This window comes from Burkholderia sp. BCC1047 (genome assembly GCF_902833155.1).
Classification (GTDB): Bacteria; Pseudomonadota; Gammaproteobacteria; order Burkholderiales; family Burkholderiaceae; genus Burkholderia; species Burkholderia sola.
Map to the genome: position 1 here is coordinate 1 of NZ_CADFEH010000049.1, position 25,839 is coordinate 25,839.

The following is a 25,839-nucleotide window of genomic DNA, read 5'->3' on the forward strand; positions in this document are numbered from 1 at the left end:
CCACCCGCCGACGAATTCGAACCGCTCGCCCCCGGCGGCACGTTGCCGCCGGGCGGGTTCGTCGTGTACTGCCCGCCGAGGTTGGTCGTGCGCTGGTCGATCAGCGTCGTCAGCTGGTTCGCGACCGAATCGAGTTGCGACACGTTCACCGCGTCCGTGCCGTTCTTGCCGGCGGCCAGCCCGGTGATCTGGCGATTGCCGACGTTGATTTCGCCGGCCGACGACTGCGGGCTGCTCAGCCCGTACGCGACGTAGTTCGTCAGCGCGCCGACCGTCGTCAGCGAACCGGCGCCGAGCGCGACGCTGTTCGCGAACGTCGCCGAGGCCCCTGCGCCGAGCGCGAGCGCATCGGTCGCGCTGCTGCGCGCCCCCGAGCCGAGCGCGACGCTGCCCACGCTGACCGCCACCGCATTCGCCCCCTGCGCGACCGATTGCGCGCCGGTTGCCGTCGCGCCGCTGCCCAGCGCGATCGCATCGGCCTGCGCGGAACTCGCCGCCTGGCCGATCGCGATGCCGCCCGGCGCGGTCTGGTCGACGATCGCACCGTTGCCGATGCCCACGCCGTTGTCGCCGTTGACGACCGTCGTCGGCCCGACCGCGACCGATTCCGCGCCGACCGCGAGCGAATCGCCGGCCGTCGAATTCGCGTGGAAATACTTCTGGCCCGTGACCGCGAACGACTGCAGCGCGCCGGTCAGCTGGCGCACCGTCACCGCGTCCTGCTGGCCGGTGCCGTCGGCGACGTTGGTGATCTGGCGGTACGTCCGGTTCGTCGCATCGCCGACCGATACCGCGCCGAGCAGCGTCTGGTCGGTCGTGTCGAACGGGATCGACGCGCTGCCGTTGCGGATGATGCCGGACGACGGCACGGTCGCGCGGTCGGCCACCGAGCCCGAGCCGAGCGCGATGCTGCCGTCCACGCGAGAAATCGCGTTCGGGCCGATCGCGACGCTGTCCAGACCGCGCGCCTGGCTGTCCGGCGCGGTCGAGTTCGCGTGGAAGTACTTGATGCCGTTCGCGTTGATGTTGTCGATCGCGGAGCCGACGTTGTTGTTGATGGTGGTCGAGCCGTCGCTGTTGTACGTGACGTAGGACGGTGACGAGATCGTGCCGGTGGTCGGATCGTAGGTGGCGCCGCCGCCGATCGCGCCGGCCGTGCTGTTGCCGAGGTTCGTGTTGTTGTTCGTGATCGAGCTCAGGCTGGTCGACAGCGAACCGATACCGGTCGACGTGGCGGTGGACAGCGAGGTCAGGGTGCTGTCGGTGCTCGACAGTCCGGTCGACAGTGACGTGATCGTGCTGTTCGTCGAGCTCAGGCTCGTGGACAGCGAACCGATGCCCGTGGACAGCGAGCCGATGCCGGTCGAAGTCGACGTGGACAGCGACGTGATGCTCGACGCCGTCGACGTCGACAACGCGTCGATCGCCAGATTCGACGCATAAAGCTGGCTACCGTTGATCGCGTCGGTCGAGCTCGCGCTGATCCGGCCGGCCGCGACGTTCTGGATCTGCCGCGGCGCGGCGGCCGAGCCGACGCTCACCACGTCGCCCGCCGCGGGCGTGCCGCCGGCGAAGTTGTACGTGGCGCCGCCGATGACGGCGCTTGGCGTCTGCACGGCGGCCGACACCGTCGACGCGTTGCCGAGCACGACCGTGCCGTCGAGGCCGGTGGGCACCGTCACGCCACTGCCGACGACGAACGCGTTGTTCGAATTGATCGTGTTGTTGTTGCCGAGCGAATACGAGCCCGAGCCCGTGACGGTGCTCGGATCGCCGATCGCGGCGGAATTCGCGCCGCTGACGACGTTGCCCGTGCCGATGCTCAGGCTGTTCGCGCCGCTCGCCTGAGCGCCGACGCCCATCGCGATCGCATTCGTACCCGATGCGTTCGCGTTCAGGCCGACCGACGTGGTCCCGCTTGCCGTGACGCCGATGCCCGCGTTGGTGCCGATCGCGACGTTGTCGTTGCCCGATACGAGGCTGCCCGCGGCAGCGGCCAGCGTGCCGTCGTACGTGACGGCACCATTGCCGCTACCTAGGGCGACGTTGCGCGTGCCGGTGACGCCCGAGCCCGCGCCGCGCATCGCGCTCGCGATGCCGCCGCCGATCGCGGTGTTCTGCGCACCGCTCACGAGCGTGCCGGTCGCGACACCGACCGCGATCGAGCCGGTGTTGGCGTTCGTCGAGCCTGCGCCGGCGCCCTGGCCCGCCGCCACTGTGCCGTCGCCGATTGCGAGTGCCTGGCCGCCGATCGCGAGCGCCGTGTTGCCGCTCGCCTTCGCGCCGTTGCCGAGCGCGGTGGCGGCTGCATTCGTGGCCTGCGCGGTGGGCCCGAGCGCAACGGAGGACGTGGCCGACGAAGTGCTGTTGGTGCCGATCGCAATCGATTGCGTGCCGCTCGCGATGGCGTTTGTCATCAACGCCATCGAATTCGTGCCGGCGGCAGTCGACTGATAGCCGAGCGCAACCGCGTTGGCGCTCGACGCCGTCGAGTTGCTGCCGAACGCGACGGCACCCGAAGCGGTCGCCTGCGCGGCGCTGCCGACGGCGGTCCCGCCCAGGCTGTCCGCCACTGCGCTCTGGCCGACCGAGACCGAATTGTCACCCGATGCGGCGGACCCGGACCCGACCGCAACCGCCGACGAGCCGGACGCGGCCGCGCCGTTGCCGCCGGCGAATGCGGCTGTATTCGACGCGTTCGCGAAAGGGCCGACCGCAGTGCTGGCGGCGCCCGATGTCTTCGCGGCCGGTCCAAGCGCGGCGGAATTGGTACCACCTGCGGACGCCGACGTACCGAAGGCCGATGCGGCTTGAGCCGTCGCCTGCGAAAAGATGCCGACGGCCGTGCCGTTGACGCCGTTCGCCGTGACGTTCGCGCCGATCGCGATCGCCCCGCTCGTCGTCGCAGCGTTCGCCGTACAACCGATCGCAATGCCGTTGTTCGTGTTCGCGGTCGCCGTCCCCGGGCAATTCGTGCCGGAAACCGCCACCTGCGCCGCCGCGCCGCCGGACCACATCGCGATGCTGCCGAGCACGGCAACGGTCAGCGACTTCAGCGCGACTGACGTGCCGGTGCCGCGCGCGTCGGCTCCGGTTCCGGCTTTCCCGTTGCCGTTCGCCCGATCGAGTTCGGACACCGCGACGATTGCGCCGCGTGCCGCGTTCCACACAGTGCGGTAAGTTTTATTCATGGATTTCTGCCGGTAAGCGGCGCGCGCCATTCACGCACTGGCCAACCCGGAATACCCGGGTGCGCGGAATGTCGGTCGAGCCGTATGAAAACTGTATTTATCGGGAAACGAGTCTTGCAATAAAACGATTTCGATCGATCGATTTCGCTTGGCAGGAAAAAATATTGAATTAAACCAATCGAATTTTTATGCCGTTTTCAACGACATATTTGATTAATCGAAACGGGCAAGAACCCGCTGATCCGTAGAATAAGGGAAAGGTATTCGGAGGCGAGAGGGAGCAAATCTGAATAATTGTGAGCGAAATGTGAACAAAGAAAACGGGCGTGCTCGCGAGGCCGAGCGGCGCGGCTTTGTGGCATGTCCGAGCATGATCGAGTCTTGGTTTTAGGCCGCTCGCGATGGTTTTTCGCAACAAAATTAATGCGTTTTGTCGCGATTTTTGATAACCGCAGACATGAGCAAAAAACCGTAAATTTGTTAAATCGATGAAATGGAATTCGGAGCGTGGCGCGGCGACCTCGTGGGGACGCTTTCGAGCCGAGGAGGGAATCGGGAAAAATTGCGGCACGCCTGGGGCGCGGCGCCACGCGCCGGATTTCAACGATCGCGCGGCGCGGTGTTTCGAGGCAGCAGCAACGTGAAGGCCGACCCGTGGCCGACCGCGCTTTCGACGCGAATGTCTCCGCCCAGCGCGTCGACCACCTGCTTGACGAACGCGAGCCCGAGGCCATGCCCGGCGGTCGCGCCGCCCGCGTCGACGCGGAAAAATTCGGTGAACAGGTTCGGCAATTGATGTTCCGGTATGCCGACACCCGTATCGGCGACCGTCACGCGCCAGTGTTCTCCGCCTTCGCGAGCGGCGACGGTCACGGTTGCGCCCTCCGGGCTGAACCGGATCGCATTGTCGATCAGATTCGCGAAGGCGCGACGCAGCAGCAGCGCATCGGCGACGACGAGCATCCCCGGTTCCGCGATCAACCGGATCCTGATCCGCTTCGCGCTCGCATGCGCCCACAGGTCGTCGGCCGCGTCGCCGAGCAGCGGCGCGAGATCGACCTCCGTCGCTTTCGGCGAGCGAGCCTGCGCGCGGGCGAGCAGCAGGAACTGGTCGGCGAGCGTGAGCGTCTTGCGCGCGTAATGACCGACGAGACCGGTGAACTGCGCTTCGGGCAACTCGGCCGGCGTATCCCGGCGCTGCTCGATCAGCGCGAGTATCGCGGCTTGCGGCGAACGCATGTCATGCGACAGGAAGCGCAGCGCGGTATCGCGCTGGCGTTCGGCGGCCCGCATCGGCGTGACGTCGGCCACGTGAAAGATCAGCATCGCGTCGCTCGCTTCGTGCGCGGGGACGATCGCGCATTTCACGAGCAGCGAGCGCTGCTTCGCATCGACGATCTCGAGGCCGTCCATCGGCACCGACGGTTCGCATGCGTTCGCGACGCCGTTGCGCTCGGCCAGCGTTCGCAGCGCGCGTTGCACGTAGCGGGCCACGTCGTTCGATGCGGTCATGTCGCGCAGCACGTGTGCCGCATGGCGGCCGGCGACCGGCGGTCGCGCACCGCGTGGCGCGGCGTCCGTCCCGTACAGGTCGAGCGCCAGGCGGTTCGCGAGCATCACGGCACCCGAAGCGGAAGCGAGGAGCGTGGCTTCCGGCAGGCTGTTCATCCATTCGGAAATCAGGTGCGCGGAGCGCCGCAGTCGCGCGATCATCGCGGTCATCACGATGACCCGCCGGCGGAACGGATCGATCGCATTCATGCGAACGGGGGCGTCGCCCGGCAGGCCCGGGTCCGCGATCGCGCGTTCGGCTTCGCGGGTCAGATAGCGCAGCAACGTTTCCTGCCGCCGCCACGCGCTGAGCGCGTAGGCCAGCAAGCACGCGGTGACCGTGGTGGCCGGAAAGCAGAACAGATGCGCGGTCTTCAGCAACAGCAGCGACGCGGCGCATGCGGCGAGCGCGATCGCCGTGGACGCGAGCAGCGCGGCGCGCGGCCCGAGCGCGTACAGGGCCGCACAAAGCCACGGCAGCACGGACAGGCTGAACAGCAACTGTGCGGCCCACGATCCGCTGCGCACGAGTGCGCTGCTTGCGAGCGCATACGTGGCTTGCGCGACGAACTCGACGCCGGCGCGCGGCGGCGGCGCCTGGCCCGGCGTGACGAACTGCGTGTCCGCGGTGCTCGCGGTCGGGCCGACCAGTACGATCGCGTGCTCGAACAAGCGGGGATCGACGCGGCCTTCGAGCGCATCGAGGAAAGAGATCGTGCGATACGAGGGGCCGGCACCGAGGGGCACGTAGCGGCGGCATGCGCTGGTCCAGCGAATTGCGTGACGCGCCGGCCGCTCGTCGCATTCCGCGAACGGCACGCCGCTCGCACGCAGCAGCGATGCGCTCATGTGCTCGTAGTCGATGGTCGGGGGACCTTCGCGCAGATAGAAGCTGCGCGACACGCCGTCCGCGTCCGGTGAGGCGTTGACCTGCGCGATCGCGAATGCGCCGCGCGCGATCGGCTCGAGCGGCGGCGCCACGTTCGGCAACCCGTCCCCGTCGTCGTCGGCGACCACGACCGGCAGCACCACGCGGCCATTGCGCGCGATCGCGCTCGCCAGCCACGCGTCGCCGGCAGGCAGGATTCTGCCCGGATGCGTCATCGCGACGTCGAGCCCGATGGCGGCCGCGCCCGCCGCGGTCAGCCGGTCGACCAGCGTCGCGTAATCGGCGCGTTTGACCGGCCATCCGCCGAGCGCCTTCGCGCTCGCGCCGTCGATGGCGATCAGCACGATCTTCTGCGGGGACGGCCGCTGCAGCAGCGGCTGCACGACGTCGAAGAAGAACAGGTCGGCGCGACGCAGCACGCCGGATGTCGTCAGCGCCACGCACAGCAGCAGCACGCACGCACCCATCACGATGCATTCGCGGATGAAACCGTCGGGAATGCGCGCATCGTCGGTCAGCATCGGATGTGGCTCATCGCGCGAACGCGGGCGTCGACGGCGGCTTCATTCGCACTCGAGCCCTGCGGGCGCGAGCGGAGGCGGCGACGCAGGCTGCACGAGCGCGTGGTGGTGCACTGACGCACCGGCGTGATCGCGGCTCGACGGCACGGCTTCGAGGCGATAGCCGTGCGTGTAGACCGCGCTCAGGCGCAATCCGTTCTCGGGCCCGAGCGCCAGCTTTTGCCGGATCCGGTAGATGTGGGTATCGAGCGTGCGGGACTCCGGATCGAGCTCGCGCCCCCACGTGCTCATGCAGACCAGCTTGCGTGACAGCAGCTTGCCGAGGTTGCCGAAGAACAGTTCCGCGAGGTCGAATTCCTTCGGGGTGAGCTTGAGCGGCGCGCCGCGCAACAGGATCGTGCGCTCGCGCGGATTCAGCACGTAGTCGCCCGCGCGGATCAGGCCGAGGCGATCGGCATCGCGCGCGGAGCGCTTCAGCAGCGCGTTCACCCGGCTCGCGAGTTCGGCGACGCGGAACGGTTTCGCGATGTAGTCGTCGGCGCCGGCGTCCATCGCCAGCACGATGTCGCCCTCGAGCGTCTTGCTTGTCACGAACAGGATGGCCGGCGACGTGCCGAGCGTGCGGCGAATCCAGTACAGCACTTCGAAGCCGCTCATCGCGGGCAGCAGCCAGTCCAGGATCACGAGGTCGAACGGCTCCGCGCGCAACAGTCGCTGCGCCGACTCGCCGTCGCGCACTTCAACCACCTCGTGTCCGAGCGGCGCCACGACGCGCGCGGCGGCTTTCGCATGAACGGGATCATCTTCGACTATCAGCACACGCATCGGGGCGTCGTCCTTGTCATCAGCAGGTGGGCGACACCGCCCACGTCGTCATTTCGTCGTCGGACGCGGCCGCGCGCGGCCCACGGGCGAGGCGCGAACGGATCGTCGCGGGGCGCGCGGACGGCGCACGCGCCGCCGACAGACCGACGGGCACGACGACGGCGTGGGCCGGGCACGGCAAAGGAACGGGTGCGTCAGGCGCGCTGCGCACCCTCGGAGGAAACATCGAACCGCGGGACGCAACGCGCGCACGGCTGTGGCAAGTGCGTGCGGCGACCGCGTGACGCAATCAGGGCCATCTGCGGTGAGCCTTCGCGTTCGGCACCCGATGTCGAACGATGTCGGAGCAGGGCGCGCGTGGACGTGCTAATTGAGGTAAGCACTGAGCATGTTTAAGGGCGTTCCGCCGGGCTCTCAGCATCTGGATGCTCATGGTTGCCATGCTCTCGTCAGGCTGCAGGTGTTTCGTTTGTGCTTGGGTCGGCTGCGGGGCGCGGCCGTTTCACGCAGCGGACAGCGGTGCGCGCTTCGGCAATTCGGCGAGCAAATTTTTCCGATTCGACGATACGTCCGCTGCTGCAGTGACATTGGGTAGACCAATTGTCGGCGGATTCTCGCACAAGGGTAACGGTTTGTCATGCGACGACAGACGTTTGGTCATCGCTGCGGCCCGGCGCTCGACGATCACAGGCTCGCGGTCGATGACAACGGGCCGATCCGTGCGTTCGGGCCGATCGACGACGCGCCGCCGCGCGCAGCGTCGTTCAATTCGTCAGTACGACGACCGGTCGACGACCGGTGCCGGCAAACCCGCGAGCACCGGTTCGCCGGATGCGTGACTTGCCGGTGTTCGGGTACCGAGCGGGTAGTGCACGTCTTGCGTCGTCGCGCGTGCGCATGCCGCGACGGCACCCGGTTTTCGATCAGGCCGCCGGCGCGACCGAGGCGCCCGTGATGCCGTGCCGGCGCAGCGAATCGGCGACGAAGCCCGACGCCTTCATCTCCTCGACGAAGGCGCTCAGGGCCGCGGCGGCCGCGTCGCCACGGCTCTTCGGCACGCCCATCGCCTGCCGGATCACCATGAAGCGCTCGTCGAGCAGGCGCAGGCCGGGCGTTTTCGCGGCATCGGTTTCGAGCTGCTGCTTCACGCCGGCCGCCACTTCCAGTTGCTGCTCGACGAACGTCGCCACGACGGCCTGCGACGTCGACGCGCGCACGATCGTCGCGGCCTTCAGTTCGCGGGTGAGGAACAGGTCGTACGCGCTGCCCTTGCCGACGGCCACGCGGTTGTGCGGCTGGTCGACGTCCGCGTTGGTGCGGATCGGCGATGCGTCCGGCACGAGATAGAAGCCTTCGATCAGCACGTACGGCGCGGTGAACGCGACTGTTTCGCCGCGCAGCGGATCGACCGCGAAGAAGCCGAAATCGGCGCGCTCGTCGGTCAGCGCCTGCACGGATTTGCCGGCGGCATCGAACACCACGAGTTCGAGGTCGACCGACAGGCGCTCGGCGAATGCACGGGCGAGGTCGATCGATACGCCGAACGGTTCGCCCGTTGCCGGGGCGCGGTTCGCGAGGATCGGATTGCCGAGGTTGATCGATGCGCGGAGCTTGCCGGTGGGGGTGAAGGCGGAGACGACAGCAGGAGCGATGGACATGGGCGGACTCGCGGGAGGCGTAGAGTCGGTCGGGTGACGGGATGCGCGACGGCGCGTCGACGTCGAGCTTATCACCGGACGTCGTGCATCGCGTGTTGCGGGCGTGCTTGCGTGGAGATGTCGAGGCGCCCGCGGCTACCCGGAGCGGAAGCCGACGCCGGACGACGAGCCACACGCGATCGAGGCGCGCTGCAGCATGATCGGCAACGACAACGAGGCGCTGCTGTCGGCGGCGCGTGTCGGGCTGGAGAATCGCGCGCGCGGCGACTCGCTGATGATGAAGGACATCGACGCCGGCAATCCGACGAGCGCGCTGCCGCGCCGGTGTCGGCTCACCCCTGCACGCTGAGCGCCTTCTCGAGCGCGGCAATCAGCTTGAACGCATCGCTGCGCGCGATCAGAAACCCGCGGCTGGTGTACTCGCACCCGAACGCATAGAAGCTCGGCAGCAGTGTCACGCTGTCGTTCTGCGGATCGAAATCGACTTCGCATCTCGTCAGCGGGAAGAACGGAGGCGCCTCGGCCGGCATGTTGTACACGATGCGCGCCTAGTACATTTTTCGGGGCGGCAACAGGCGCTTCGCCTGCAAGCGCTGTCGGGCCACGGCGCTGGCTTTTTTCCGCTTGCGCTCCGTCGTCGGCTTCTCGTAGCTCGTGCGACTGCGCAGCTCGCGAATCAGCCCGGTTTTCTCGATGTCGCGCCGGAATCGCCGCAGCGTGACATCGATCGGTTCGTTCAGCTTCGGCGTGATTGTCGTCATGTAGATCCTGTGTGGAAAGAGGGGGAACGGAAAGTTAGCCGAGCCGCGTCATGACGGCGCTGGCTATCTCGTCGGATTCGAATTCCGAATAGCCTGCGCCGATCGATAGCGCACGTACCGCCATGAACATGTGCAGCTCGGGTTGATGGCACATCGCCGAGTCGGCGAGGCCGGCAGGCACGGCGGTGTCGATCCGGGTGACTTCACGCCGGCTGATCAAGCCGAGCAGTTCGTCGATGATCATTTCGACCTCCAAAATACCAACACACTATGTGGCGTTGACGAGCCGCGTCAGCACGCGCTGGCGAAGAATCCCTGTTTGCCGCGATTGTCGTCGATGATGTTCTCGGCATAGCGCACCGACGCGCGACGCGCGTCACCGGCGTTGTCGAACGGGGACGTGTCGCGCAATCTGAAGGTCTGGCTCTGCGTCAGCGTATCGGTGGTGCCGCGCAGGCAAATCTTGACGGCCGCGTCGAACCCGGCGTCGTAGTTATGCGGGCTGCCGTTCAGCGCGGCAACGTGAGGATAAATGAGTGGATAAATCTCGAATCCACGATAGACGTGCATGCTCATGACGAACTCCTGGCGTTCGGCCACGACGAGTCGCATGGGCGAACACATCCGGCCGGTATTCCCGTTATGGGGCGGGCCGATGGGTGAAGGGGACAACGTTGCAGCGCGAAGGAGGGGCGATGCAGCAAGCGGGCGGGTGGAGGGGCGAACGGTCAAAGGACGGCTGATCGCGCGGATGAACTCATCATACGCGCATCGTTTGCCGAGCGGTCGATTTATTCCGGGGTTGGTGCACGCACGGGCACGCGCGGCGGCGATGTCAGAGCGTCGTCAGCAACTGCAACTGACGTTCGGTCTCGTTTCCCGCGACCAGCGAAAAGAACCCGGTCTCGCGACGTTCGACGACCGTGAGCCCCTCGCTGTCGGAGAAGACGTTCCACGCGCTGTCGTCGACATGGGCGATCGCGCCGCGCGTGCGCGCGAATGCCAGCAATAGCGGACTCGCCTGGCGGCGCAGCACTTGACGATCCGCATTCAACACATAGGGTGGCCAGCCGGCCCGAAGGACGAGATAGTAAGGAATGGAGCCGGGATCGATTGTCATTGGCGCGGTTTCAAGTGTGGGCCTGCGTTTGCCGTCCGGCTGCATGCGGAACGGTGCCGGCGAAAGCGTGCGATGGAGCCGGGCGTTCGCCGTGGCGTGCTTTCAGTTTATGCGTTGAACCGCTCGATTCGCAGGATATCGTCACGATGTCCCGCGGCGTCGGTCCGGCGACGACGCGCTCCGGCCGTCAGGCGGGCGCGCGCTCCCGCGTCGAGTGAAACCGCTTGCCGCCGAAACGTTGTAGCGATATCTACCGAATTGCAGTGCTCGCGACGGCCCATTATGCTGCCGTCATGACTCCCGCCCCGACGTCCTGGCTCCTGTTGATCGTCAGTCTGCCGACTTCCGGCGCGACTGCGCGCATGCGTATCTGGCGTACCGTCAAGGCGCTCGGCTGCGGCGCGCTGCGCGACGGCGCCTACCTGTTGCCCGCGCATGCCGAGCAGGCGGCGCAGTTGCGCGAGTTGGCCGACGACGCGCGTAACGGCGAAGGGCAGGCGTGGCTGCTGGATGTCCATGCGGACGATCCCGCGGACGAAGAAGCATACAAATCGCTGTTCGATCGCGCGGGCGATTACGCAGACTGGCTCGCCGAGCTTTCGGAGGCCCGCCAGACGCTGTCCGATCTGGCGGCAGCCGATCTCAATCGCCTGCAACGCCGCCATGCGCGCACGTACGACGCCATTCGAAGCATCGATTTCTTTCCCGGCGAAACGTCGCTGCGCGCCCACGCGCAATGGCGGGATTTCACCGCCGCGATCGAGGCGCGGCGCTCGCCCGGCGAGCCGCATGCCGCCCAACGCGGCATTCCCCGTCGCGACCCCGCGCAGTATCAGGGCAGGCAGTGGGCGACGCGCCGTCACCTGTGGGTCGATCGCGTCGCCAGCGCGTGGCTGATTCGGCGTTTCATCGATCCGCATGCGCGTTTCGTGTGGCTGGACAACCTTGCCGATTGTCCGGCTGACGCGCTCGGCTTCGATTTCGACGGCGCGCCGTTCACGCACGTGGGCGATCGCGTGTCGTTCGAGGTGCTGGTCGCGAGCTTCGGGCTCGGCGACAACGACGGACTCGTCCGGCTGGGCGCCATGGTGCATGCGCTGGACGTCGGCGGTGCCACCGTGCCGGAAGCCGGCGGATTCGAGGCCATTCTCGCGGGCGCCCGCAAGCGTCTGGCCGACGACGATGCGTTGCTGATGGAAATCGGCGCGGTACTCGATTCGTTGTACGTGCATTTCCGCGGTAACCGCAAACCCTGACCTTTCCGCCCGCCTCGACATGAATCCACATCGCGACCGCCCGGCCTATACGCTGGGGCAACTGATCCTGTACTTCGCGTGGCTCGGCGCGACGGGTTTCGGCGGGCCGGTTGCGCTGGCCGGCTACATGCATCGGGATCTCGTGGACACGCGTCGCTGGATCGCGGACGCGGACTACAAGGAAGGCCTGGCGCTCGCGCAGTTGGCCCCCGGCCCGCTTGCCGCGCAACTGGCGATCTATCTCGGCTACGTGCACTACCGGATCGTCGGCGCCACGATGGTCGGGATCGCGTTCGTGCTGCCGTCGTTTCTGATGGTGGTGCTGCTCGGCTACGCATACACGCGATTCGGCGGCCTGACGTGGATGCAGTCGGTGTTCTACGGCGTCGGCGCGGCGGTGATCGGCATCATCGCGATCAGCGCGCGCAAGCTGACCGCGAAAAGCGTCGGTCGCGACAAGCTCCTTTGGGCGATCTATCTCGCGCTGGTCGCCGTGACCGTGATCACGGAATCCGAAGTGGCGTGGCTGTTTCTTGCGGCGGGCCTGCTCGTCTGGTTCACGCGCGCGCCGCCGAGGTGGTTGCGCCAGCGGCGCGTCAATGCGGCCGTGGCGTTGCCCGTGTCCGCCACCGGCGCATGGCTCGGTATCGTCGACTGGCCGCAGCTCGCGCAACTCGCCGTCTTCTTCGCGAAGGCCGGCGCGTTCGTGTTCGGCTCGGGGCTTGCGATCGTGCCGTTCCTCTATGGTGGCGTGGTCACCGAGCACCATTGGCTCAACGAAAAGCAGTTCGTCGACGCCGTGGCGGTCGCGATGATCACGCCGGGGCCGGTCGTCATCACGGTCGGCTTCATCGGCTATCTGGTAGCGGGGCTGCCGGGCGCGTGCGTGGCGGCAGCCGGCACGTTCCTGCCGTGCTATCTGTTCACGGTGTTGCCGGCGCCGTACTTCAAGAAGTACGGCAGGCTGCCGGCGATCCTGGCATTCGTCGACGGCGTGACGGCCGCGGCCGTCGGCGCGATCACGGGGTCGGTGATCGTGCTGGCCCGGCGTTCGATCGTCGACGTGCCCACCGCGTTGATGGCGCTCGCGACGATCGTGCTGCTGGTCAGGTTCAAGAAGCTGTCGGAGCCGGTGGTCGTCGGCGGGGCCGCCGTGATCGGCCTGATCGTGTACCCGCTGTTGCATCACTGATCGTGGAGGCTGCCATGCAATGGATTACGCGACAACGTCCAAAAATCGACCGGGTGGCGTGCCCCTGGCTCATTGCCCGCTTTATCGACGAGACGCCCGAATTTCTGTACGTCCCGCCGGGCGACGTGCTGCGGATCGCCGACGAGACCGGGGCGATCCCGTACGACATTCCGGGGGTGGAATTGACGCACGTCGGTGAGCAATGCAGCTTCGACGCGTTTCTCGACAAGTATGGTCTGACCGACGATCGGGCGTTGCAGCACATGGCCCGCATCATTCGCGGCGCGGATACGTCGCGGCTCGACCTGACGCCGCAGTCGAGCGGCCTTTATGCGATTTCGCTCGGACTGTCGGACATGTTTGCCGACGATCACGACATGCTCGAGCATGGTCTGGTCATGTACGACGCGCTTTACGCGTGGTGCAGGCATTGTCAGGCCGAAGGCCATGCATGGCCGCCGAAGATGGCGGAGTGACGACGCGGAGAACGGGGGATTCGACGGATGAAAAAATGCCCGCGATGCGCGGGCATTTCGTCAACAGTTGCCTTTCTTGGCCTGTCCCGGCGGACAGAAGCCATTCCCCGGCCCGCCTTGCGGCGCGACCACGACCGGTGGACCCGGAACATAGGCGACGCACCCGCTGAGCGCGCCCACCATGCTCGCCGCTGCGAGCACTGCGATCACCCCTTTTTTCACTTCGTTCTCCCGTTGGTAGGAAAGGGCCGTTCGGCCCTTTCGATGATGCGGTCAGCGCGTCAGAAACTGAAGTTGACGTTGGACTGACTGGTCGTTGCGTTCACGTTGGCCGACTGGGTCGCGCCCGATGCCGCGTCGGCCTCGATCGTATATTGACCTGCGGCGGCCGGCGTCGCGGTCAACGCGACCGGCAGCGAGCCCGAGTAAGTGCCGACGATCGGTGCAGCCGTGGGCACGGACAGCGCATAGGCGCCGGTGTCCATGTTCGCGTTGATCGACGTGATCTCGTACGCGTTCGCGTCGATCGTCTGCAGCGCGCGCACGAAGGCGTTCGCGCTGGCCGTGACCGTACCGCTGACGGTGCTCATCGTCGAGGCCGGCAGCGTGATCGGTGCGGCGGACGCCGATACCGCCGTGGTCGTGTTCACGACCACCGGAACCGAGCGGACGATGCCCGACGCGAAGTTGTTCTGCACGATCACGACGTCGTAGTTGCCCTGCGTCGAGCTCTGGATCAGCGGCGACAGCACGAACTTGCCGGAGCTGTCGGCCACCGTGCCGCGGACGACCTTGCCGCCTTGTTCGGCATAGACGGTCGCACCGGCTTCGGCGGAGGCGACGTAACCCGAGATTGCGCCGCTCACGACGGTCGGGATCGCGGTGACGACGGGTTTCAGCGCGTACGAGCCGTTGCCGCGCTGGACGATCGACTTGCATGCGTTGAAGTCGAGCACGAGATCGACGAGCGTGTTGGGCTGGACCGTGAACGGCTGGATGATCTTGTAGCCGCTTTGCGTCGCGCTCGGCGTGGCGAGCGCCTGTTCGGTGCCGCCCGTCGGGACGACCGAGTTGGCAAGGGTGTTGCCTTGGTTCTGCGCGAGCACGAGCCGGACTTGCTGATACTGGCCTGCAGGCAGTGCGGTCTGGCCGAGATCGGCGAGCACGCCGTTGGTCAGCGACAGCAGGTCGATCTTCTGCGGCGTCGCGAGGGAAACGGTCGACCAGCCGGCATCGTTGTCATTGGCGTTCGGGTTGGCGTTGACGCGGACTTGCGAGACGGTGACGTACACGTGGTCGAAGCCGCACGATGGCGCATCCGTCATCGCGACGTGCAGCGTACCGGTTTGCGCACCGCCACCGTCGTCGCCGCCGCCGCAACCGGCGAGGACGAATGGGACGAACGCGGCGCACAGGGCGCTCTTGATCATATTGTTCATATGTCACCCCCATGGGATGGTTATTGTGGGTGACGGAAGAATAGCCGGGGCGCAGCTCACTATTTGGGTAACTTTGAAACGAACGGTAACTATTTGTTAGGTCGGTCAGTTTTTTCCGGGATTGATGTCGCAGCGGCGCGCGCCGGGGGGGCGAGGGGCGATTGCTTCCTGCGGAAGCGGGAGCCGGCTCTTTTGTCAGACGTTAGCAGCGCCGCGTTGGGCGCGGGATTCCATGAAGCTGGCCATGACGGCAGCCGCAGTGGCATGTGCCATCGACGTCGCGTCCAGCGCGGATTCGGGCGGCTCGGCTGGATCGCCCGTTCCCCGCTATGGGCGGGCATCAGCCCGGACCATCGCTCGCGGCCGCGAGAAGCGGCACGACCAGATCGCTGATCGGCGTCGGAATGCCGTGCGTGCGTCCGTATCGCTGCACGACACCGTTCCGGCAGTCCCATTCGAGCGGACGGTTGCCTTGCCGGTCGGCAAGAATCGACGTCCCCAAATCGGGCGGAAAGCCATGGAAGCCATCGACGATCTCCTGCGGCACTTCATCGCCGAGCTTCGCCCCCTCCGCACGCGCGACCTCGAGACATTCCTTCAAGTACGCGAGCGACAGTTCGGTGATGTCGCTGCGCGAGTACATGCCGGCGCGGCGACCGGTCAGCACCATCAGCCCCGCCACCGCGTTCTGCAACAGCTTTCGCCACGCGAGCGAGATGAAATCCTCCGCCACCTCGGGCGAGCATCGCGTGCCGCGCAAGGCCGAGACCACCACGTCGCTCGCGGGCGTATCGGGCAGCGTGAGCCGAGGCTTGCCGCGCAGCCACACCGACGTGCCCGATTCGCGTTGTGCGGGAAACCAGACGATCGACGGCACGATCGTGGCGCCGGCCGCATACGGCGCGAAGGCGGCTTTCTGCTCGACGCCGTTTTGCAGCACGCAGACGACGGTATTTGTATCGCATAGCGCGGAGACCCACGGTGCCGCACTCGGTATCTGCGTCGACTTGACCGCAACGAACACGAGATCGAACCGCTGGTTGACCGCTTGCGGATCGGTCAGCACGGGCCCGGGCACGACGATCTCGCCGCCGTCGAAGTGCAACGTCAACTGCTCGTGCGTCGAGCGGCCGCAGATCACCGGCGTACGGCCGGCTTCATGAAGGGCCGCGGCGACGGTCGTTCCGATTGCACCGGGACCGACGAGAGCGACGCTCGGATAGTCAGGCTTCGTCATGGCGTTCATCCTGTGAGTGGTCTGTCAGATGCGGGCGCAGTGCGAGAGCGAGCGGAAAAATCGCCAGCGCGGTCAACGCGGTCGCATACGTGGCGCCGTGCACACCGATCCTGTCGCCCAGGAAACCGTAGAGAACGGGCGAGATCGCGCCCGATGCGATCGTCCCGGTATAGAAAATCGCGAATGCGCGCTCGGTGCGCTCGGGCGCGGACATCTCCGGGACGGTTCCGTACAGCACCGAGGACGTGCCGTTGAGCATCATGCCCAGAATCGGCAGCAGCACCATGGTAAGCGTCAGCGGAAGATAGATCACCGCGACGATGCACGCGGCCGTACCGCCCTCGGTGAGCAGCACCGTCCTCACCGTCCCCATCCGCGCGCCGAGCCAGCCGCACATGAATTTGCCGGCCGCACCGCCGATGAAAACGAGTGCAAGCGCCGTTCCCAGCAGTTGCGGCGAAACGCCCTTTGCCTTCAGCAGGAAAGGCAGGAAGGTAAGCAGTCCCATGCGTACGGCCGTATCGAGCACGCCGATGGAAAACAGCGCGGAGAATCCGCTTCCTCCGGTGCCACTGCGTCGAGCGGGCGCTTGCTCTTTTGCCGTCGTCTGCGCGGCGGCGCGCGGCACGGCGGGGAACCACAGCGCGATGCCGGCGGCCACGGCGCAGCCCAGCCCGGCGACGATCCATAGCGCATGACGCCACGGCATCATGGTCACGAGCAGCGAAATGGCGGCCGGCAGCGCGGATTTCCCCAGATCGCCGGAAAAGTTGTAGACGCTCAGCGGACCTCTCGCGTCGCGCCCATAGACGCGGGAGACGGCGCCCGACGCGATCGGATGCTGCGTGCTGGAGCCGGCGCCCGAGATCGCGAGCGCGACGCCCAGCCCGAGCAGGCCGCCCGACATGCCCGCGATCGCATAGCCGAGCGCGGCGAGCAGCGTACCGATCGCGAGCGTCGCGCCGCTGCCCAGACGTTGCGCGACACGCCCCGCGGACAACTGCAGCGTCGCCATCGTGCCCGCATAGACGCCGCGCAGGATAGCCAGGGCCGCGAAGTCGAGCCCGAATTCCGACTGCCACACGGGTAGCAGCGCGTAGATCATGTCGGTATAGCCGTCGTGTATGGCGTGCGCAACGCAGGAGAGCCACAGCACGCGCGGCCTCGACGGTGCAGTCTCTCGCGCGACGGGCGGGGAAAAAACGGGCAAGCGCATTGTCATTCTCTCCGTACGAGCGATGCATGGAAGGCGCTCGCGGTGTGGTTTTCAGGCTCGACGTGGCAATTTTATGACCGGGACGTCAGGCATTTCAATTGAGCTAAAATCCCGTCAACAGAGAGAAAAAGTCACGTCATGGACGAAAGCCGAGGTGCTTCGACGCACCGGGACGAACTCCCCCCGCTCAATGCGCTGCGCGCTTTCGATGCGGTCGCGCGGCACGGCAGCTTCGCCGGCGCCGCGGCGGAACTGCACGTCACCCACTGGGCCGTCGGAAAACAGATCCGGTTGCTGGAGGACTGGTTCGGCCTGCCGTTGTTCGATCGTCGTCCGCGTGGCGTCGTGCTGACCGACGAGGGGGCCGCGTTGCTGAACGACGTCAGCCACGCGTTCGAGCGCCTCGGCACCGCGGTGGTGCGGCTGCGCCACAATCCGTTCGCGCACCGGATATCAGGCGTCGTGCGGGTGAACGTGCCGATGAGCTTTGCGCTGTGCTGGCTGCTGCCGCGGCTCGCCGATTTCCATGCGCGGTATCCCGACATCGACGTCAGGGTGTCGACGACGTCGCGCAAGCTGCGCTATGTCGCCGATGCGTTCGATATCGGCGTTCGCTCCGGTCCCGAGCAAGGCGCGGGCGTCGTCTCGCGTTCGTTGATGCCCGACCCGCGCGTGCCGGCCTGCAATCCCGCGTTGCTGCGCCAGCATCCGATACAGAGCGTGACCGACCTGCGTCATCACACGCTGCTGCATTCGGCCACGACGCGTTCCGCGTGGTCGCACTGGTTGAAGGAAGCGGGGGCGCCCGATCTGCGCGCCGCGCGCCACGTCGAATTCGATCACGTGAATCTCCAGCTGGGCGCGGCGATCGAAGGGCTCGGCGTCGCGTTGGCATCGCTGCCGCTGATCGGGCGCGATCTTGCCGAAGGGCGCCTCGTGTGTCCCATCGCATCGCCCGTCTGGCGTGCCGACGACTACATGCTGGTGACGAACGCCGATCGCGCCGACGATGCGGCCGTGTCCGCGTTCGAGGCGTGGATGGAAGGCATGGCGAGTCAGGAGGGCGGCTAGGTTCGCCGATCAGGCCGGGCGAGGTACGACACCGGAGCCATGCCGCCACTGCTCCGGTGTCGCGAGTCGGCGATCAGAAGCCGTGGAACATGCCGATGTTGACCTGAACCTGGTTGCCGCCCGACGACGTGTTGCCGAAGTCGGCAGCGGAAGCCTGCGCACCCTTCGCATGCACGTAGGCGCCCATCGCATACAGCGCGGTACTCTTCGACAGCGAGTACGTCGCACCCAGCGACACCTGGTTGATCGAGGCCATCGTGCGACCCTCGGCGGCTTGCGTGGGCGTGGCTGCGGAACCGTAGACATACGTGTAGCCGGTCGCCAGCGACAGCGCCGGCGTGACGCGGTACTGCAGCAGCGCACCGAGCACGTTGAAGTGGATCGACGGCTGGCCGTCGTTACCCTTGTACTGGGCGTTCGAGTAGCGCAGGCCCGCCGTGTACGGACCGACCTCGTATTGCGCGGCGACTTGCGCGATGCCCGCGCTCTTGAACGCATTGCCGCCGTTGTAGCCCGAACTCGGATAGCCGAGCGCGCCGCCGAAACTCGGTTGCGCGGTTGCGTTCACCCATCCGTTCTCGCCCTGGTTGGCCGCACGGAAGTAGCCGCCGGCGACCGTCAGGCCACCTTGAGCGTAGGTCGCGGCCGCCGACCACGATTGCCCCGAACCCGTTGCACCGGCCACGCCGCCGAACGAGTACGCGGCTTCGGCCTGGAAGCCGTGGATGATCGGCGAAATGTACTTCACCGCGTTGTTCTGGTTCGTCGTGTTGTCGTTGTTGTCGACGTCGCCCGGCGTCGAGAAGGTCGACGCCGAAATGGCGTCGCCCGTCAGGACCTGAACCATTTCCGTCACGGCGTCGAGCTGGCGCCCCATGCGCAACGCGCCGTACTGATTGGACGCGAGGCCCACGTAAGCCTGGCGGTTGAACAGCGAACGCGTGTTACCGATCGGCCCCTGGCCGCCGATGCCGCCCGTCCCGATGTTGAAACCATTCTCGATCTTGAATACCGCCTGCAGGCCGCCGCCGAGATCCTCCTGGCCCCTGAGGCCCCACTTGTTCGAACCCGAGGCGCCGCCATCGAGGCCGTACCGGCTGTGGCCATTGATGTTCGACGTGTAACCGATACCTGCATCGAGCATGCCGTACAGGGTGATCGACGACTGTGCCATTGCTGCCGACGATGCTGCGAAGGCGGCAACAGCGATAACGCTGATGTTCATTTTTTTGTTTTTCATCTGCATTTTGCTGTCAGGAGTAGTTTCGGGATGGGGTGAAACGGCATTTGTCGTATCCGGATGCAGCGGGCGGCGCATGGCCTGCGCGTCGTTTCGGTCGCGACGGCCGGCGTCATGTTCGCCACATCGGCATGCCGGATCAGCTCACTTCGTGATCCTTACAATTTCCCTTGCTCGGTTTTCGCATCGGTCATCCTTGCGGACTGGCTAGGCGTCCGGTTCAGCCGCCGGCGACGAGCGCCGATACGGCGTGGCCGCACTTTGCAAGTGGAAGGACCATATCAGGAACATAAATGCCGGTCAAAATTTGTTTGATATAAGTTAATCTCGTCTGATCGCTGGGCGCCTTACGGGATTTCCCCTATAAGAACCGGCACGAAGGCGACGTGTTATCGAGGTCCGCGCCATCGCGCTGACGATCTCGACCACGGCAAGCGAATTCAGGTTGGGTGGGGAGGGAATAATCGGCTTGAAGGGCCATGCAGTCCCGGTTGTAATCGTTCTATTTATTCCAGGGTTGCAATAATCGAAACAGAGAAGGCGATTGTTGAATGTCGGTGCGATTGGTCGCAAGCGGGTTTTCCGCGTGTCGCAGAGCGGCGGATAGTTTTACGCGGGCGAACCCGCTCATGCGGACGCCGGACGAACCGGTTTTCCGGGTCGGCAACCAGCGCCTGACATCGGCGTCCGATTCCAATCGAATGTCAATCGCGGACGAAACTCAGCATTCGATCCGACGTTGCATTAAATAGAATTTCATGTCGTCGCGGCCATGCATTGAAATCGGTACCGGGTCCCGCTCAAAGCCGAGCATTTCATAGAACGGGTATGCCGATTCGCGCGCCGTGCACCAGAGCAGCACGCCGCGCTGTTCGCGCACATGGCGAATGGACAGATTGACCAGCAGGCGTCCGAATCCCAGGCCGCGTACCGACGAATCGACGGCCATGCCGCGAAGGCGCCACATTTCAGTGTTCAAAGCGCCGGATTGTGCTTCTTTACACACCGATGCCACCGCAACGATCCTGTTGGTGTCACGAACGGCAAAGTGCATCGTCGTTGGGGCGTGATCTCCGTGGAGCGCGCTTCCCTCTTCATCTCCCGCCATCAGGATGGCGGCCCTGAGGGGATAGGTTTCTTCCGCACGGACGGCACAGATGGTAAAGCGCACATCTTGTGAAATCATATAATTATCGGCTCTCTTCGTAACGCGGATTTTCTTCCAATTCTCTTTCGACATACCCACTCGCAAAATTAGCAGTTGCCGGGCATGGCGAGTAAGGGTAATTTCCTACCTGTTTTGTTTTTTGAATCATACGCTAACTGCGATCACAGATGACGTTGAAAGTATCGACAGATGCAGAACTGGCCTACGACGAGATCCGGTCGCGGATCTTTGACGGCCGTCTTGCGCCTGGGCAGAAAGTATCTCACCGAGGCCTGTCGGACGAATTGGGTTTCGGCCAGATGCCGGTGCGCAGCGCATTGCATTTGCTCGAATCCGAAGGGCTGGTCGTCGTGATCGAAAAGAGCGGCACCTATGTCGCGTCGCCGACGACTAGCGATCTTCGCGAAATTTTCGAAATGCGGCTGGCCCTCGAGAGTACCGCGGCATTTCTCGCAGCGAAGTCGGGCGTAACGGCCGGCCTTCGCGAGGCCGCGGCAAAAATGCGGGAACTGATCGACCGGGACGTCGCGGACATCATGCTCGAGCAACGTATCGGTTGGGTGTTTCATCAAGAGTTGTTTGCTGCCGCACGGAACGTCCGGATCTCGTCGGCGTATGGTTTATTGCGGGCCCAGACCCTGGCCCTGAACGAACTCCCGCGTGGCGACGCGGAAACCGTTCGGCGCGGCACGATCGAGCACCTGCACATCTTTCACGCAATCGAAGCGAACGACGGCGAGCTTGCGCGTCAGCATATGTGGAATCACATCGTTGACGGCACGCCGGCACGGATAAAACTGCTAAAGGCACGGCATGAACACGAAAAATAAAGGGCTTTCCCTCCCGATGCAAATGTTTGGCGGACTGGTGCTGGGCGTCGCTTGCGGCGTGTTTGCGCCGGGCTTCGCCGCGAAGCTGGGCTTTCTCAGCACGATGTTCGGCCACGCGATCAAGATGGTCGTCATGCCGTTGATCTTTCTGTCGGTCACGGTCGGGGTCTTTCGTGCGGGCCGGCTTCGCGAGCGGCTTGGCAAGGTCGCGCTGTCCAGTATCGCGTTCTTCATTTTGATGACGGGCCTGGCTGCATCGTTCGGCTTGCTGCTCAACTTTGCATTTCGACCGGGTCTCGGCGCGAGCCTGACTCACTCCGGATCGATGCCCGCCGCGCTCGCGTCCAGCATCGACTGGACGAAATTCCTCGTCGATTTGATCCCCGCCAACATCGTCGCTGCGCTTGCTGCGGGGAATTCGCTCCCGGTGCTCGTTTTCGGCGTCATTTTCGGCGCCGCATTGTCGGCCGCCCCGGAGCGGGCCGAGCCTGCGATTGCCGTTTTCGAGGCGCTGCTGTCGGGGCTGTTCAAGATGATCCAGTGGGTGATCGCATGGTCGCCGCTCGCGATCTTCGCCGCGATCGCGCAGTTGTTGGCAGCCAAGGGCTTTACGGGTGCGCACTCGCTCATCGAGCTGCTGGGCGTGGCCTATCTCGGCATGGCGATTCTGGCGGTCGTGCTCACCATCGTCATTCGCGCCGCGGGTCAGTCGCCGCTCGCCGTGCTCAGGAAGGTGAAGGAGCCGCTGATCCTGGGGTTCACGACGCGTTCGTCCGAAATTACCTATCCGTTGCACCTGAAGAAGCTGGTTGAACTGGGCGTGCCCTACGGCGTGGCGTCCACGATCCTGCCGCTCGCCTATATTTTCAATCGCGACGGCGCGGTGCTCTACACGGCCCTCGCGGTCGGGTATCTGGCCGACGCCTATCACCTCGTCTGGTCCTGGCCGCTGGTGATCACGATTTTGATCTTGACCATCGTCACCATCGACGGAGCAGCCAACGTGCCGTCCGGCGCGATCGTCGCGATCACCATCGTTCTCACGTCGATCGGGTTGCCGGCCGATGCGGTGCTGCTGCTGTTGGGCGTCGACGCGTTTTTCGACATGGGAAGAACCGCGCTCAACGTCTACGGGAGCACGGCGGCCGCGGCCGTGGCGGTGAAGCTTTCCGGTTCGGAGAGTACGGCCGCGGAAACCGTGCCGGGTCGAGCAAGCGTGTAGGGGCTCCGGAAGCGACGGGCGGTGCGCGTTTCCATGTTGCGCCCGCCTGTTGCAACGCGCTGGCGTACCGCCACTCGCGCATCCAGGCACGGCGGGGAGAGGGCATTGGATGAGCGCGTGTCTTTATCAAGTTACAGTGAGTAGAACGGCGTATCGTTGCAGGAGAAACATGATGATTGGTTCAGAATCCGCAGAGTTTTTCATGCTGCGCTTGGGCACGCCGCATCCGTCGTGGACATTCACCGATGACAGCAACATGATCGGCATTATCGATTGCGACGGGGTGGTGAGCGCCATGTTCGAGCTGGATCGCAACCAGGTCGCACAGATCAGAGGGCTGGGCCAATCGGTGGAGAGAATCCGGTGTACTTGCGAGCGCGCTGGCCGGGAGTTGCACTTTTATCTCCATGGCAGACAGGTGTCTCAAGGACTGTGGGCCGGCGTCGCGTCGGCCGATCCCGACTATCTGCCGACCGATGCGATGATCGCGACATGGGAAGGGCCGAATTCCGGCGATGCGTTCGAGCTTGCGGGCATGAGCGCTCGCGTGGCAGCATCCGTTAGCCCGGCCTAAACTGCGATCACAGATTGTTGCGCGGGCTCGAGCCGGGCGTCCCGATCTTTGGGGCAGGTCGTTTGCCGTCTCCGTCCGTTTGTACACGTACGCCGGTCAATGTATGCGGTTCTGGCACACTCAACCTCGGATCGCCAGAACCTTTTGCTGGCCAGCTTACTGGCCAGCGTTTTTTATTCCGCGAGCCGATCGCATCGGCTCGCTTGCTTCGCGCTCACCGATCGAGGATCGACGAGAGGCGTTCCGCCGAAGTCCGTGTTGAGCGAAGATGTCCGGAGTCAGTTCATGCAAGCGCAAGGCATCGAGGCACGCTGAAGAGATCACGCGTCCTCGATGCCCGGTGGCCCGCACCACCGGGCCGAGCGCTTGCTTCCTCCCGCATCCCGTCAGCCAATGACCCTGACCTTCCTTCCCGTCACGCACGCCGACGCCGACGCCCTCGTCGCGATCCGCATCGCCGCGATGCGCGACAGCCTCGGGCGTATCGGCCGTTTCGATCCGCAGCGTGCGCGCGACCGGTTTCTCGCGTCGTTCGACCCGGCGCTATGCCGTTTCATCGAAGCCGACCATTCGCGTGCGGGCTTCTACACGCTTCGCCCGATGGCGGATCACTGGCTGCTCGATCACCTGTACATCGTTCCCGCGCATCAGCGGAAGGGCATCGGCGCCGCCGTGCTGCGCGCGATCCTGGCCGACGCCGACGAACATCGAATGCCCGTTCGCGTCGGCGCTTTGCGCGGCAGCGATTCGAACCGCTTCTACGAACGGCACGGCTTCGTGCGAACCGACGAAGCGGAATGGGACATCACCTACCGCCGCGAACCGGGGGCGGCAACGACGTAGCATTCGCGTGATGCATTCCGGTTGAAATCGACACGCACGCATTAGCGTTTTCACCAATGTGGAAAACGCGGCACCGGCCGATGTTGCAGAGAGGGCGTAAATAATTGATCCGAGGCCGATTATGACGACATCTGCAACAAACGGCGTGAATGCCGTGCCGCCCGAAACGTCCGACACCGCAGCGGCATCCGGCGACGCGGCTCGCGTGCCGTCGATCCTGCTGGTCGACGACGAACCGAACGTGCTGTCCGCGCTCAGGCGCGTGTTCCGGCCCACCGGCTACGACATCGTGACCGCCGACAGCGGCGAGGCCGCGCTCGAGATTTTGGCGTCGACGGAAATCGACCTGATCGTGTCCGACATGCGGATGCCGCACATGAGCGGCGCGGAATTCCTGGCGCGCGCGCGGGGGCTGTACCCGGACACGATGCGCATTCTGCTGACCGGCTATGCGGAGATCGCGTCGATCATGCAGGCCGTCAACGAAGGCGGCGTGTATCGCTACCTGAACAAGCCGTGGGACGATCACGATCTGCTGCTGACCATCGAGCACGCGCTGGAGCAGCGCCGTCTGCGCCGCGAAGCGGCCCGACTGGCGGCGCTGACGGAAGCGCAGAACGAAGCGCTGCGCCGTTTCAATACGGATCTCGAAACGCAGGTTCGCGCGCGAACGGAGGAACTCGGCCAGACGGTGATGTTCCTCGAAGCGGCGCAAAGCGACCTGAAAAGCAGCTTCACGGCGATGGTTCAGGTGTGCGCAAGCATGATCGAGCTGCGCTGCGGGGCCGCGAGCGGGCATGCGATGCGCGTCGGCGAGATCGCGCGCCGGCTCGCGCTCGCCGCCGGGATGAGCGAGCTGCATGCGCAGGACGTCTATTTCGCCGGGCTGTTGCACGGCATCGGCAAGCTGTCGCTGCCGGACGAACTGCTGCACAAGCCGCTCTCGCGGATGACGACGGACGAGCATCGCGTGTTCCAGGAGCATCCGCTGCGCGCGCAGATGGTGCTGACGCCGGTCGCCCAGTTGCACAAGGTCGCGTCGATCGTGCTGCACCAGTACGAGCGCTTCAACGGCCGCGGCACGCCGGACGGTCTGGTCGGCGACGCGATCCCGGTCGGGTCGCGGATCGTCGCGATCGCGCGCGATTTCGAAGGACTGCGCCACGGCGAAATCGGTGCGCCGCATTCGATCGAGCAGGCGATCGACGTGTTGCGCTCGCAGGCAAGCGTGCGTTACGACCCGCAACTGGTCGCACGCTTCGTCGAGTTGATGCGGGATCCGGCGAGCCTCGGCATCGCGGCGTCCGTCGCGGAAATCCGGTCGGCTCAACTGCGCGAAGGGATGGAGCTCGCCGACGATCTGCGCACGCATCGCGGCGTGTTGTTGATGACGAAGGGCAGCGTGATGTCCGCGCACCAGATCGAACTCGTGCGCCGCTTCGAAACGCGAGAGGGCACGCCGTTCGACATTCTCGTGCTGGCCCGTCCGGCGGGGCACGCGCACGCCCCCAGCGCAGGCGCGCCGCCGGCCTGACGTCGAACGTCGGCCTGATGGCCGC

24 protein-coding genes are annotated in these 25,839 nt (G+C 65.5%); 10 read left to right on the forward strand and 14 right to left on the reverse strand.

Annotation, left to right across the window (positions count from 1 at the left end; genetic code table 11):
* The 4 genes from HWX55_RS32895 to HWX55_RS32910 form a co-directional block, all read right to left on the reverse strand.
* Window positions 1-3,221 (reverse strand): ESPR-type extended signal peptide-containing protein (locus HWX55_RS32895; RefSeq protein WP_175978731.1); only part of this gene is annotated, 3,221 nt, incomplete at its 3' end.
* Between the two features lie 570 nt (window positions 3,222-3,791).
* Window positions 3,792-6,152, reverse strand: coding sequence for a CHASE2 domain-containing protein (locus HWX55_RS32900; RefSeq protein ID WP_175978732.1), 2,361 nt, complete (start codon window positions 6,150-6,152; stop codon window positions 3,792-3,794).
* A 42-nt stretch (window positions 6,153-6,194) separates the two neighbouring features.
* Entirely contained in the window at window positions 6,195-6,977 is a 783-nt protein-coding gene (locus HWX55_RS32905) for a response regulator transcription factor (protein WP_175978733.1), read from the reverse strand.
* 923 nt (window positions 6,978-7,900) lie between these two features.
* Window positions 7,901-8,635: an ABC transporter substrate-binding protein gene (locus HWX55_RS32910; RefSeq protein WP_175978734.1), complete on the reverse strand. Its 735-nt coding sequence runs from the start codon at window positions 8,633-8,635 to the stop codon at window positions 7,901-7,903.
* 196 nt (window positions 8,636-8,831) lie between these two features.
* Between HWX55_RS32910 and HWX55_RS32915 the strand changes: the two genes are divergently transcribed.
* Complete coding sequence (locus tag HWX55_RS32915) at window positions 8,832-8,984, forward strand: hypothetical protein (protein WP_175978735.1); 153 nt, start codon at window positions 8,832-8,834, stop codon at window positions 8,982-8,984.
* On the opposite strand, the gene HWX55_RS32920 is transcribed toward HWX55_RS32915, so the two are convergent.
* The 5 genes from HWX55_RS32920 to HWX55_RS32940 form a co-directional block, all read right to left on the reverse strand.
* Complete coding sequence (locus tag HWX55_RS32920) at window positions 8,968-9,174, reverse strand: hypothetical protein (RefSeq protein WP_175978736.1); 207 nt, start codon at window positions 9,172-9,174, stop codon at window positions 8,968-8,970. The two genes, HWX55_RS32915 and HWX55_RS32920, sit on opposite strands and share 17 nt — an antisense overlap.
* A 9-nt stretch (window positions 9,175-9,183) precedes the next feature.
* The gene (gene rpsU / locus HWX55_RS32925) at window positions 9,184-9,396 is read right to left on the reverse strand and encodes a 30S ribosomal protein S21 (protein ID WP_050013514.1); all 213 of its coding nucleotides are present in this window, start codon (window positions 9,394-9,396) and stop codon (window positions 9,184-9,186) included.
* A gap of 34 nt (window positions 9,397-9,430) precedes the next feature.
* The gene (locus HWX55_RS32930) at window positions 9,431-9,640 is read right to left on the reverse strand and encodes a hypothetical protein (RefSeq protein ID WP_050013513.1); all 210 of its coding nucleotides are present in this window, start codon (window positions 9,638-9,640) and stop codon (window positions 9,431-9,433) included.
* A gap of 47 nt (window positions 9,641-9,687) precedes the next feature.
* The gene (locus tag HWX55_RS32935) at window positions 9,688-9,972 is read right to left on the reverse strand and encodes a hypothetical protein (RefSeq protein WP_050013644.1); all 285 of its coding nucleotides are present in this window, start codon (window positions 9,970-9,972) and stop codon (window positions 9,688-9,690) included.
* 259 nt (window positions 9,973-10,231) lie between these two features.
* On the reverse strand, window positions 10,232-10,516 hold the full coding sequence (locus tag HWX55_RS32940) for a hypothetical protein (protein WP_050013512.1): 285 nt from the start codon (window positions 10,514-10,516) through the stop codon (window positions 10,232-10,234).
* 293 nt (window positions 10,517-10,809) lie between these two features.
* Between HWX55_RS32940 and HWX55_RS32945 the strand changes: the two genes are divergently transcribed.
* Genes HWX55_RS32945 through HWX55_RS32955 form a run of 3 tightly spaced genes read left to right on the forward strand, consistent with a single transcriptional unit; the run spans window position 10,810 to window position 13,440 of the window.
* On the forward strand, window positions 10,810-11,772 hold the full coding sequence (locus HWX55_RS32945) for a chromate resistance protein ChrB domain-containing protein (protein ID WP_175978737.1): 963 nt from the start codon (window positions 10,810-10,812) through the stop codon (window positions 11,770-11,772).
* Between the two features lie 19 nt (window positions 11,773-11,791).
* Window positions 11,792-12,964, forward strand: a complete 1,173-nt coding sequence (locus tag HWX55_RS32950) for a chromate transporter (RefSeq protein WP_175978738.1) — start codon at window positions 11,792-11,794, stop codon at window positions 12,962-12,964.
* Between the two features lie 14 nt (window positions 12,965-12,978).
* On the forward strand, window positions 12,979-13,440 hold the full coding sequence (locus HWX55_RS32955; protein ID WP_050013510.1) for a chromate resistance protein ChrB domain-containing protein: 462 nt from the start codon (window positions 12,979-12,981) through the stop codon (window positions 13,438-13,440).
* Window positions 13,441-13,721: 281 nt separating this feature from the next.
* Here the strand turns inward: HWX55_RS32955 and HWX55_RS32960 are convergent, their stop codons facing one another.
* From HWX55_RS32960 to HWX55_RS32970, 3 genes are all read right to left on the reverse strand, one after another.
* Entirely contained in the window at window positions 13,722-14,879 is a 1,158-nt protein-coding gene (locus HWX55_RS32960; protein WP_175978739.1) for a DUF4382 domain-containing protein, read from the reverse strand.
* A gap of 340 nt (window positions 14,880-15,219) precedes the next feature.
* The gene (locus HWX55_RS32965) at window positions 15,220-16,116 is read right to left on the reverse strand and encodes an oxidoreductase (protein WP_175978740.1); all 897 of its coding nucleotides are present in this window, start codon (window positions 16,114-16,116) and stop codon (window positions 15,220-15,222) included.
* On the reverse strand, window positions 16,103-17,332 hold the full coding sequence (locus tag HWX55_RS32970; RefSeq protein ID WP_175978741.1) for an MFS transporter: 1,230 nt from the start codon (window positions 17,330-17,332) through the stop codon (window positions 16,103-16,105). The genes HWX55_RS32965 and HWX55_RS32970 overlap by 14 nt, the downstream gene beginning before the upstream one ends.
* 138 nt (window positions 17,333-17,470) lie before the next feature.
* Here HWX55_RS32970 and gcvA point away from each other — a divergent pair, with 138 nt between their 5' ends.
* Window positions 17,471-18,403, forward strand: a complete 933-nt coding sequence (gene gcvA, locus HWX55_RS32975; RefSeq protein WP_175978742.1) for a transcriptional regulator GcvA — start codon at window positions 17,471-17,473, stop codon at window positions 18,401-18,403.
* 73 nt (window positions 18,404-18,476) lie between these two features.
* Here the strand turns inward: gcvA and HWX55_RS32980 are convergent, their stop codons facing one another.
* Both HWX55_RS32980 and HWX55_RS32985 read right to left on the reverse strand, forming a co-directional pair.
* Window positions 18,477-19,643, reverse strand: coding sequence for a porin (locus HWX55_RS32980; RefSeq protein ID WP_175978743.1), 1,167 nt, complete (start codon window positions 19,641-19,643; stop codon window positions 18,477-18,479).
* Window positions 19,644-20,364: 721 nt separating this feature from the next.
* On the reverse strand, window positions 20,365-20,829 hold the full coding sequence (locus tag HWX55_RS32985) for a GNAT family N-acetyltransferase (RefSeq protein WP_175978763.1): 465 nt from the start codon (window positions 20,827-20,829) through the stop codon (window positions 20,365-20,367).
* A 149-nt stretch (window positions 20,830-20,978) separates the two neighbouring features.
* Here HWX55_RS32985 and HWX55_RS32990 point away from each other — a divergent pair, with 149 nt between their 5' ends.
* The 5 genes from HWX55_RS32990 to HWX55_RS33010 all read left to right on the forward strand — a co-directional run bounded on the left by HWX55_RS32990 (window position 20,979) and on the right by HWX55_RS33010 (window position 25,814).
* Entirely contained in the window at window positions 20,979-21,641 is a 663-nt protein-coding gene (locus tag HWX55_RS32990; RefSeq protein WP_050013504.1) for a GntR family transcriptional regulator, read from the forward strand.
* On the forward strand, window positions 21,625-22,863 hold the full coding sequence (locus HWX55_RS32995; protein ID WP_175978744.1) for a dicarboxylate/amino acid:cation symporter: 1,239 nt from the start codon (window positions 21,625-21,627) through the stop codon (window positions 22,861-22,863). Before HWX55_RS32990 ends, HWX55_RS32995 begins: the two co-directional genes overlap by 17 nt.
* A gap of 169 nt (window positions 22,864-23,032) precedes the next feature.
* Window positions 23,033-23,437, forward strand: a complete 405-nt coding sequence (locus tag HWX55_RS33000; protein ID WP_175978745.1) for a hypothetical protein — start codon at window positions 23,033-23,035, stop codon at window positions 23,435-23,437.
* 393 nt (window positions 23,438-23,830) lie between these two features.
* Window positions 23,831-24,280, forward strand: coding sequence for a GNAT family N-acetyltransferase (locus HWX55_RS33005; RefSeq protein WP_175978746.1), 450 nt, complete (start codon window positions 23,831-23,833; stop codon window positions 24,278-24,280).
* Between the two features lie 121 nt (window positions 24,281-24,401).
* A complete protein-coding gene (locus HWX55_RS33010; RefSeq protein WP_175978747.1) occupies window positions 24,402-25,814 on the forward strand; it encodes an HD domain-containing phosphohydrolase in 1,413 nt (470 codons plus the stop codon).
* The last annotated feature ends 25 nt before the right edge of the window (window positions 25,815-25,839 follow it).

What these genes read in the sequence shown, in the direction of transcription:
- HWX55_RS32995 (WP_175978744.1), top strand. Translation starts at nt 21,625, where the DNA reads ATGAACACGAAAAATAAAGGGCTTTCCCTCCCGATGCAAATGTTTGGC.
- HWX55_RS32990 (WP_050013504.1), top strand. Translation starts at nt 20,979, where the DNA reads ATGACGTTGAAAGTATCGACAGATGCAGAACTGGCCTACGACGAGATC.
- HWX55_RS32970 (WP_175978741.1), bottom strand. Translation starts at nt 17,332, where the DNA reads ATGCGCTTGCCCGTTTTTTCCCCGCCCGTCGCGCGAGAGACTGCACCG.
- HWX55_RS32960 (WP_175978739.1), bottom strand. Translation starts at nt 14,879, where the DNA reads ATGAACAATATGATCAAGAGCGCCCTGTGCGCCGCGTTCGTCCCATTC.
- gcvA (WP_175978742.1), top strand. Translation starts at nt 17,471, where the DNA reads ATGGACGAAAGCCGAGGTGCTTCGACGCACCGGGACGAACTCCCCCCG.
- HWX55_RS32980 (WP_175978743.1), bottom strand. Translation starts at nt 19,643, where the DNA reads ATGAAAAACAAAAAAATGAACATCAGCGTTATCGCTGTTGCCGCCTTC.
- HWX55_RS33000 (WP_175978745.1), top strand. Translation starts at nt 23,033, where the DNA reads ATGATGATTGGTTCAGAATCCGCAGAGTTTTTCATGCTGCGCTTGGGC.
- HWX55_RS32905 (WP_175978733.1), bottom strand. Translation starts at nt 6,977, where the DNA reads ATGCGTGTGCTGATAGTCGAAGATGATCCCGTTCATGCGAAAGCCGCC.
- HWX55_RS32910 (WP_175978734.1), bottom strand. Translation starts at nt 8,635, where the DNA reads ATGTCCATCGCTCCTGCTGTCGTCTCCGCCTTCACCCCCACCGGCAAG.
- HWX55_RS33005 (WP_175978746.1), top strand. Translation starts at nt 23,831, where the DNA reads ATGACCCTGACCTTCCTTCCCGTCACGCACGCCGACGCCGACGCCCTC.
- HWX55_RS32955 (WP_050013510.1), top strand. Translation starts at nt 12,979, where the DNA reads ATGCAATGGATTACGCGACAACGTCCAAAAATCGACCGGGTGGCGTGC.
- rpsU (WP_050013514.1), bottom strand. Translation starts at nt 9,396, where the DNA reads ATGACGACAATCACGCCGAAGCTGAACGAACCGATCGATGTCACGCTG.
- HWX55_RS32930 (WP_050013513.1), bottom strand. Translation starts at nt 9,640, where the DNA reads ATGATCATCGACGAACTGCTCGGCTTGATCAGCCGGCGTGAAGTCACC.
- HWX55_RS32940 (WP_050013512.1), bottom strand. Translation starts at nt 10,516, where the DNA reads ATGACAATCGATCCCGGCTCCATTCCTTACTATCTCGTCCTTCGGGCC.
- HWX55_RS33010 (WP_175978747.1), top strand. Translation starts at nt 24,402, where the DNA reads ATGACGACATCTGCAACAAACGGCGTGAATGCCGTGCCGCCCGAAACG.
- HWX55_RS32900 (WP_175978732.1), bottom strand. Translation starts at nt 6,152, where the DNA reads ATGCTGACCGACGATGCGCGCATTCCCGACGGTTTCATCCGCGAATGC.
- HWX55_RS32935 (WP_050013644.1), bottom strand. Translation starts at nt 9,972, where the DNA reads ATGAGCATGCACGTCTATCGTGGATTCGAGATTTATCCACTCATTTAT.
- HWX55_RS32985 (WP_175978763.1), bottom strand. Translation starts at nt 20,829, where the DNA reads ATGATTTCACAAGATGTGCGCTTTACCATCTGTGCCGTCCGTGCGGAA.
- HWX55_RS32965 (WP_175978740.1), bottom strand. Translation starts at nt 16,116, where the DNA reads ATGACGAAGCCTGACTATCCGAGCGTCGCTCTCGTCGGTCCCGGTGCA.
- HWX55_RS32950 (WP_175978738.1), top strand. Translation starts at nt 11,792, where the DNA reads ATGAATCCACATCGCGACCGCCCGGCCTATACGCTGGGGCAACTGATC.
- HWX55_RS32915 (WP_175978735.1), top strand. Translation starts at nt 8,832, where the DNA reads ATGATCGGCAACGACAACGAGGCGCTGCTGTCGGCGGCGCGTGTCGGG.
- HWX55_RS32945 (WP_175978737.1), top strand. Translation starts at nt 10,810, where the DNA reads ATGACTCCCGCCCCGACGTCCTGGCTCCTGTTGATCGTCAGTCTGCCG.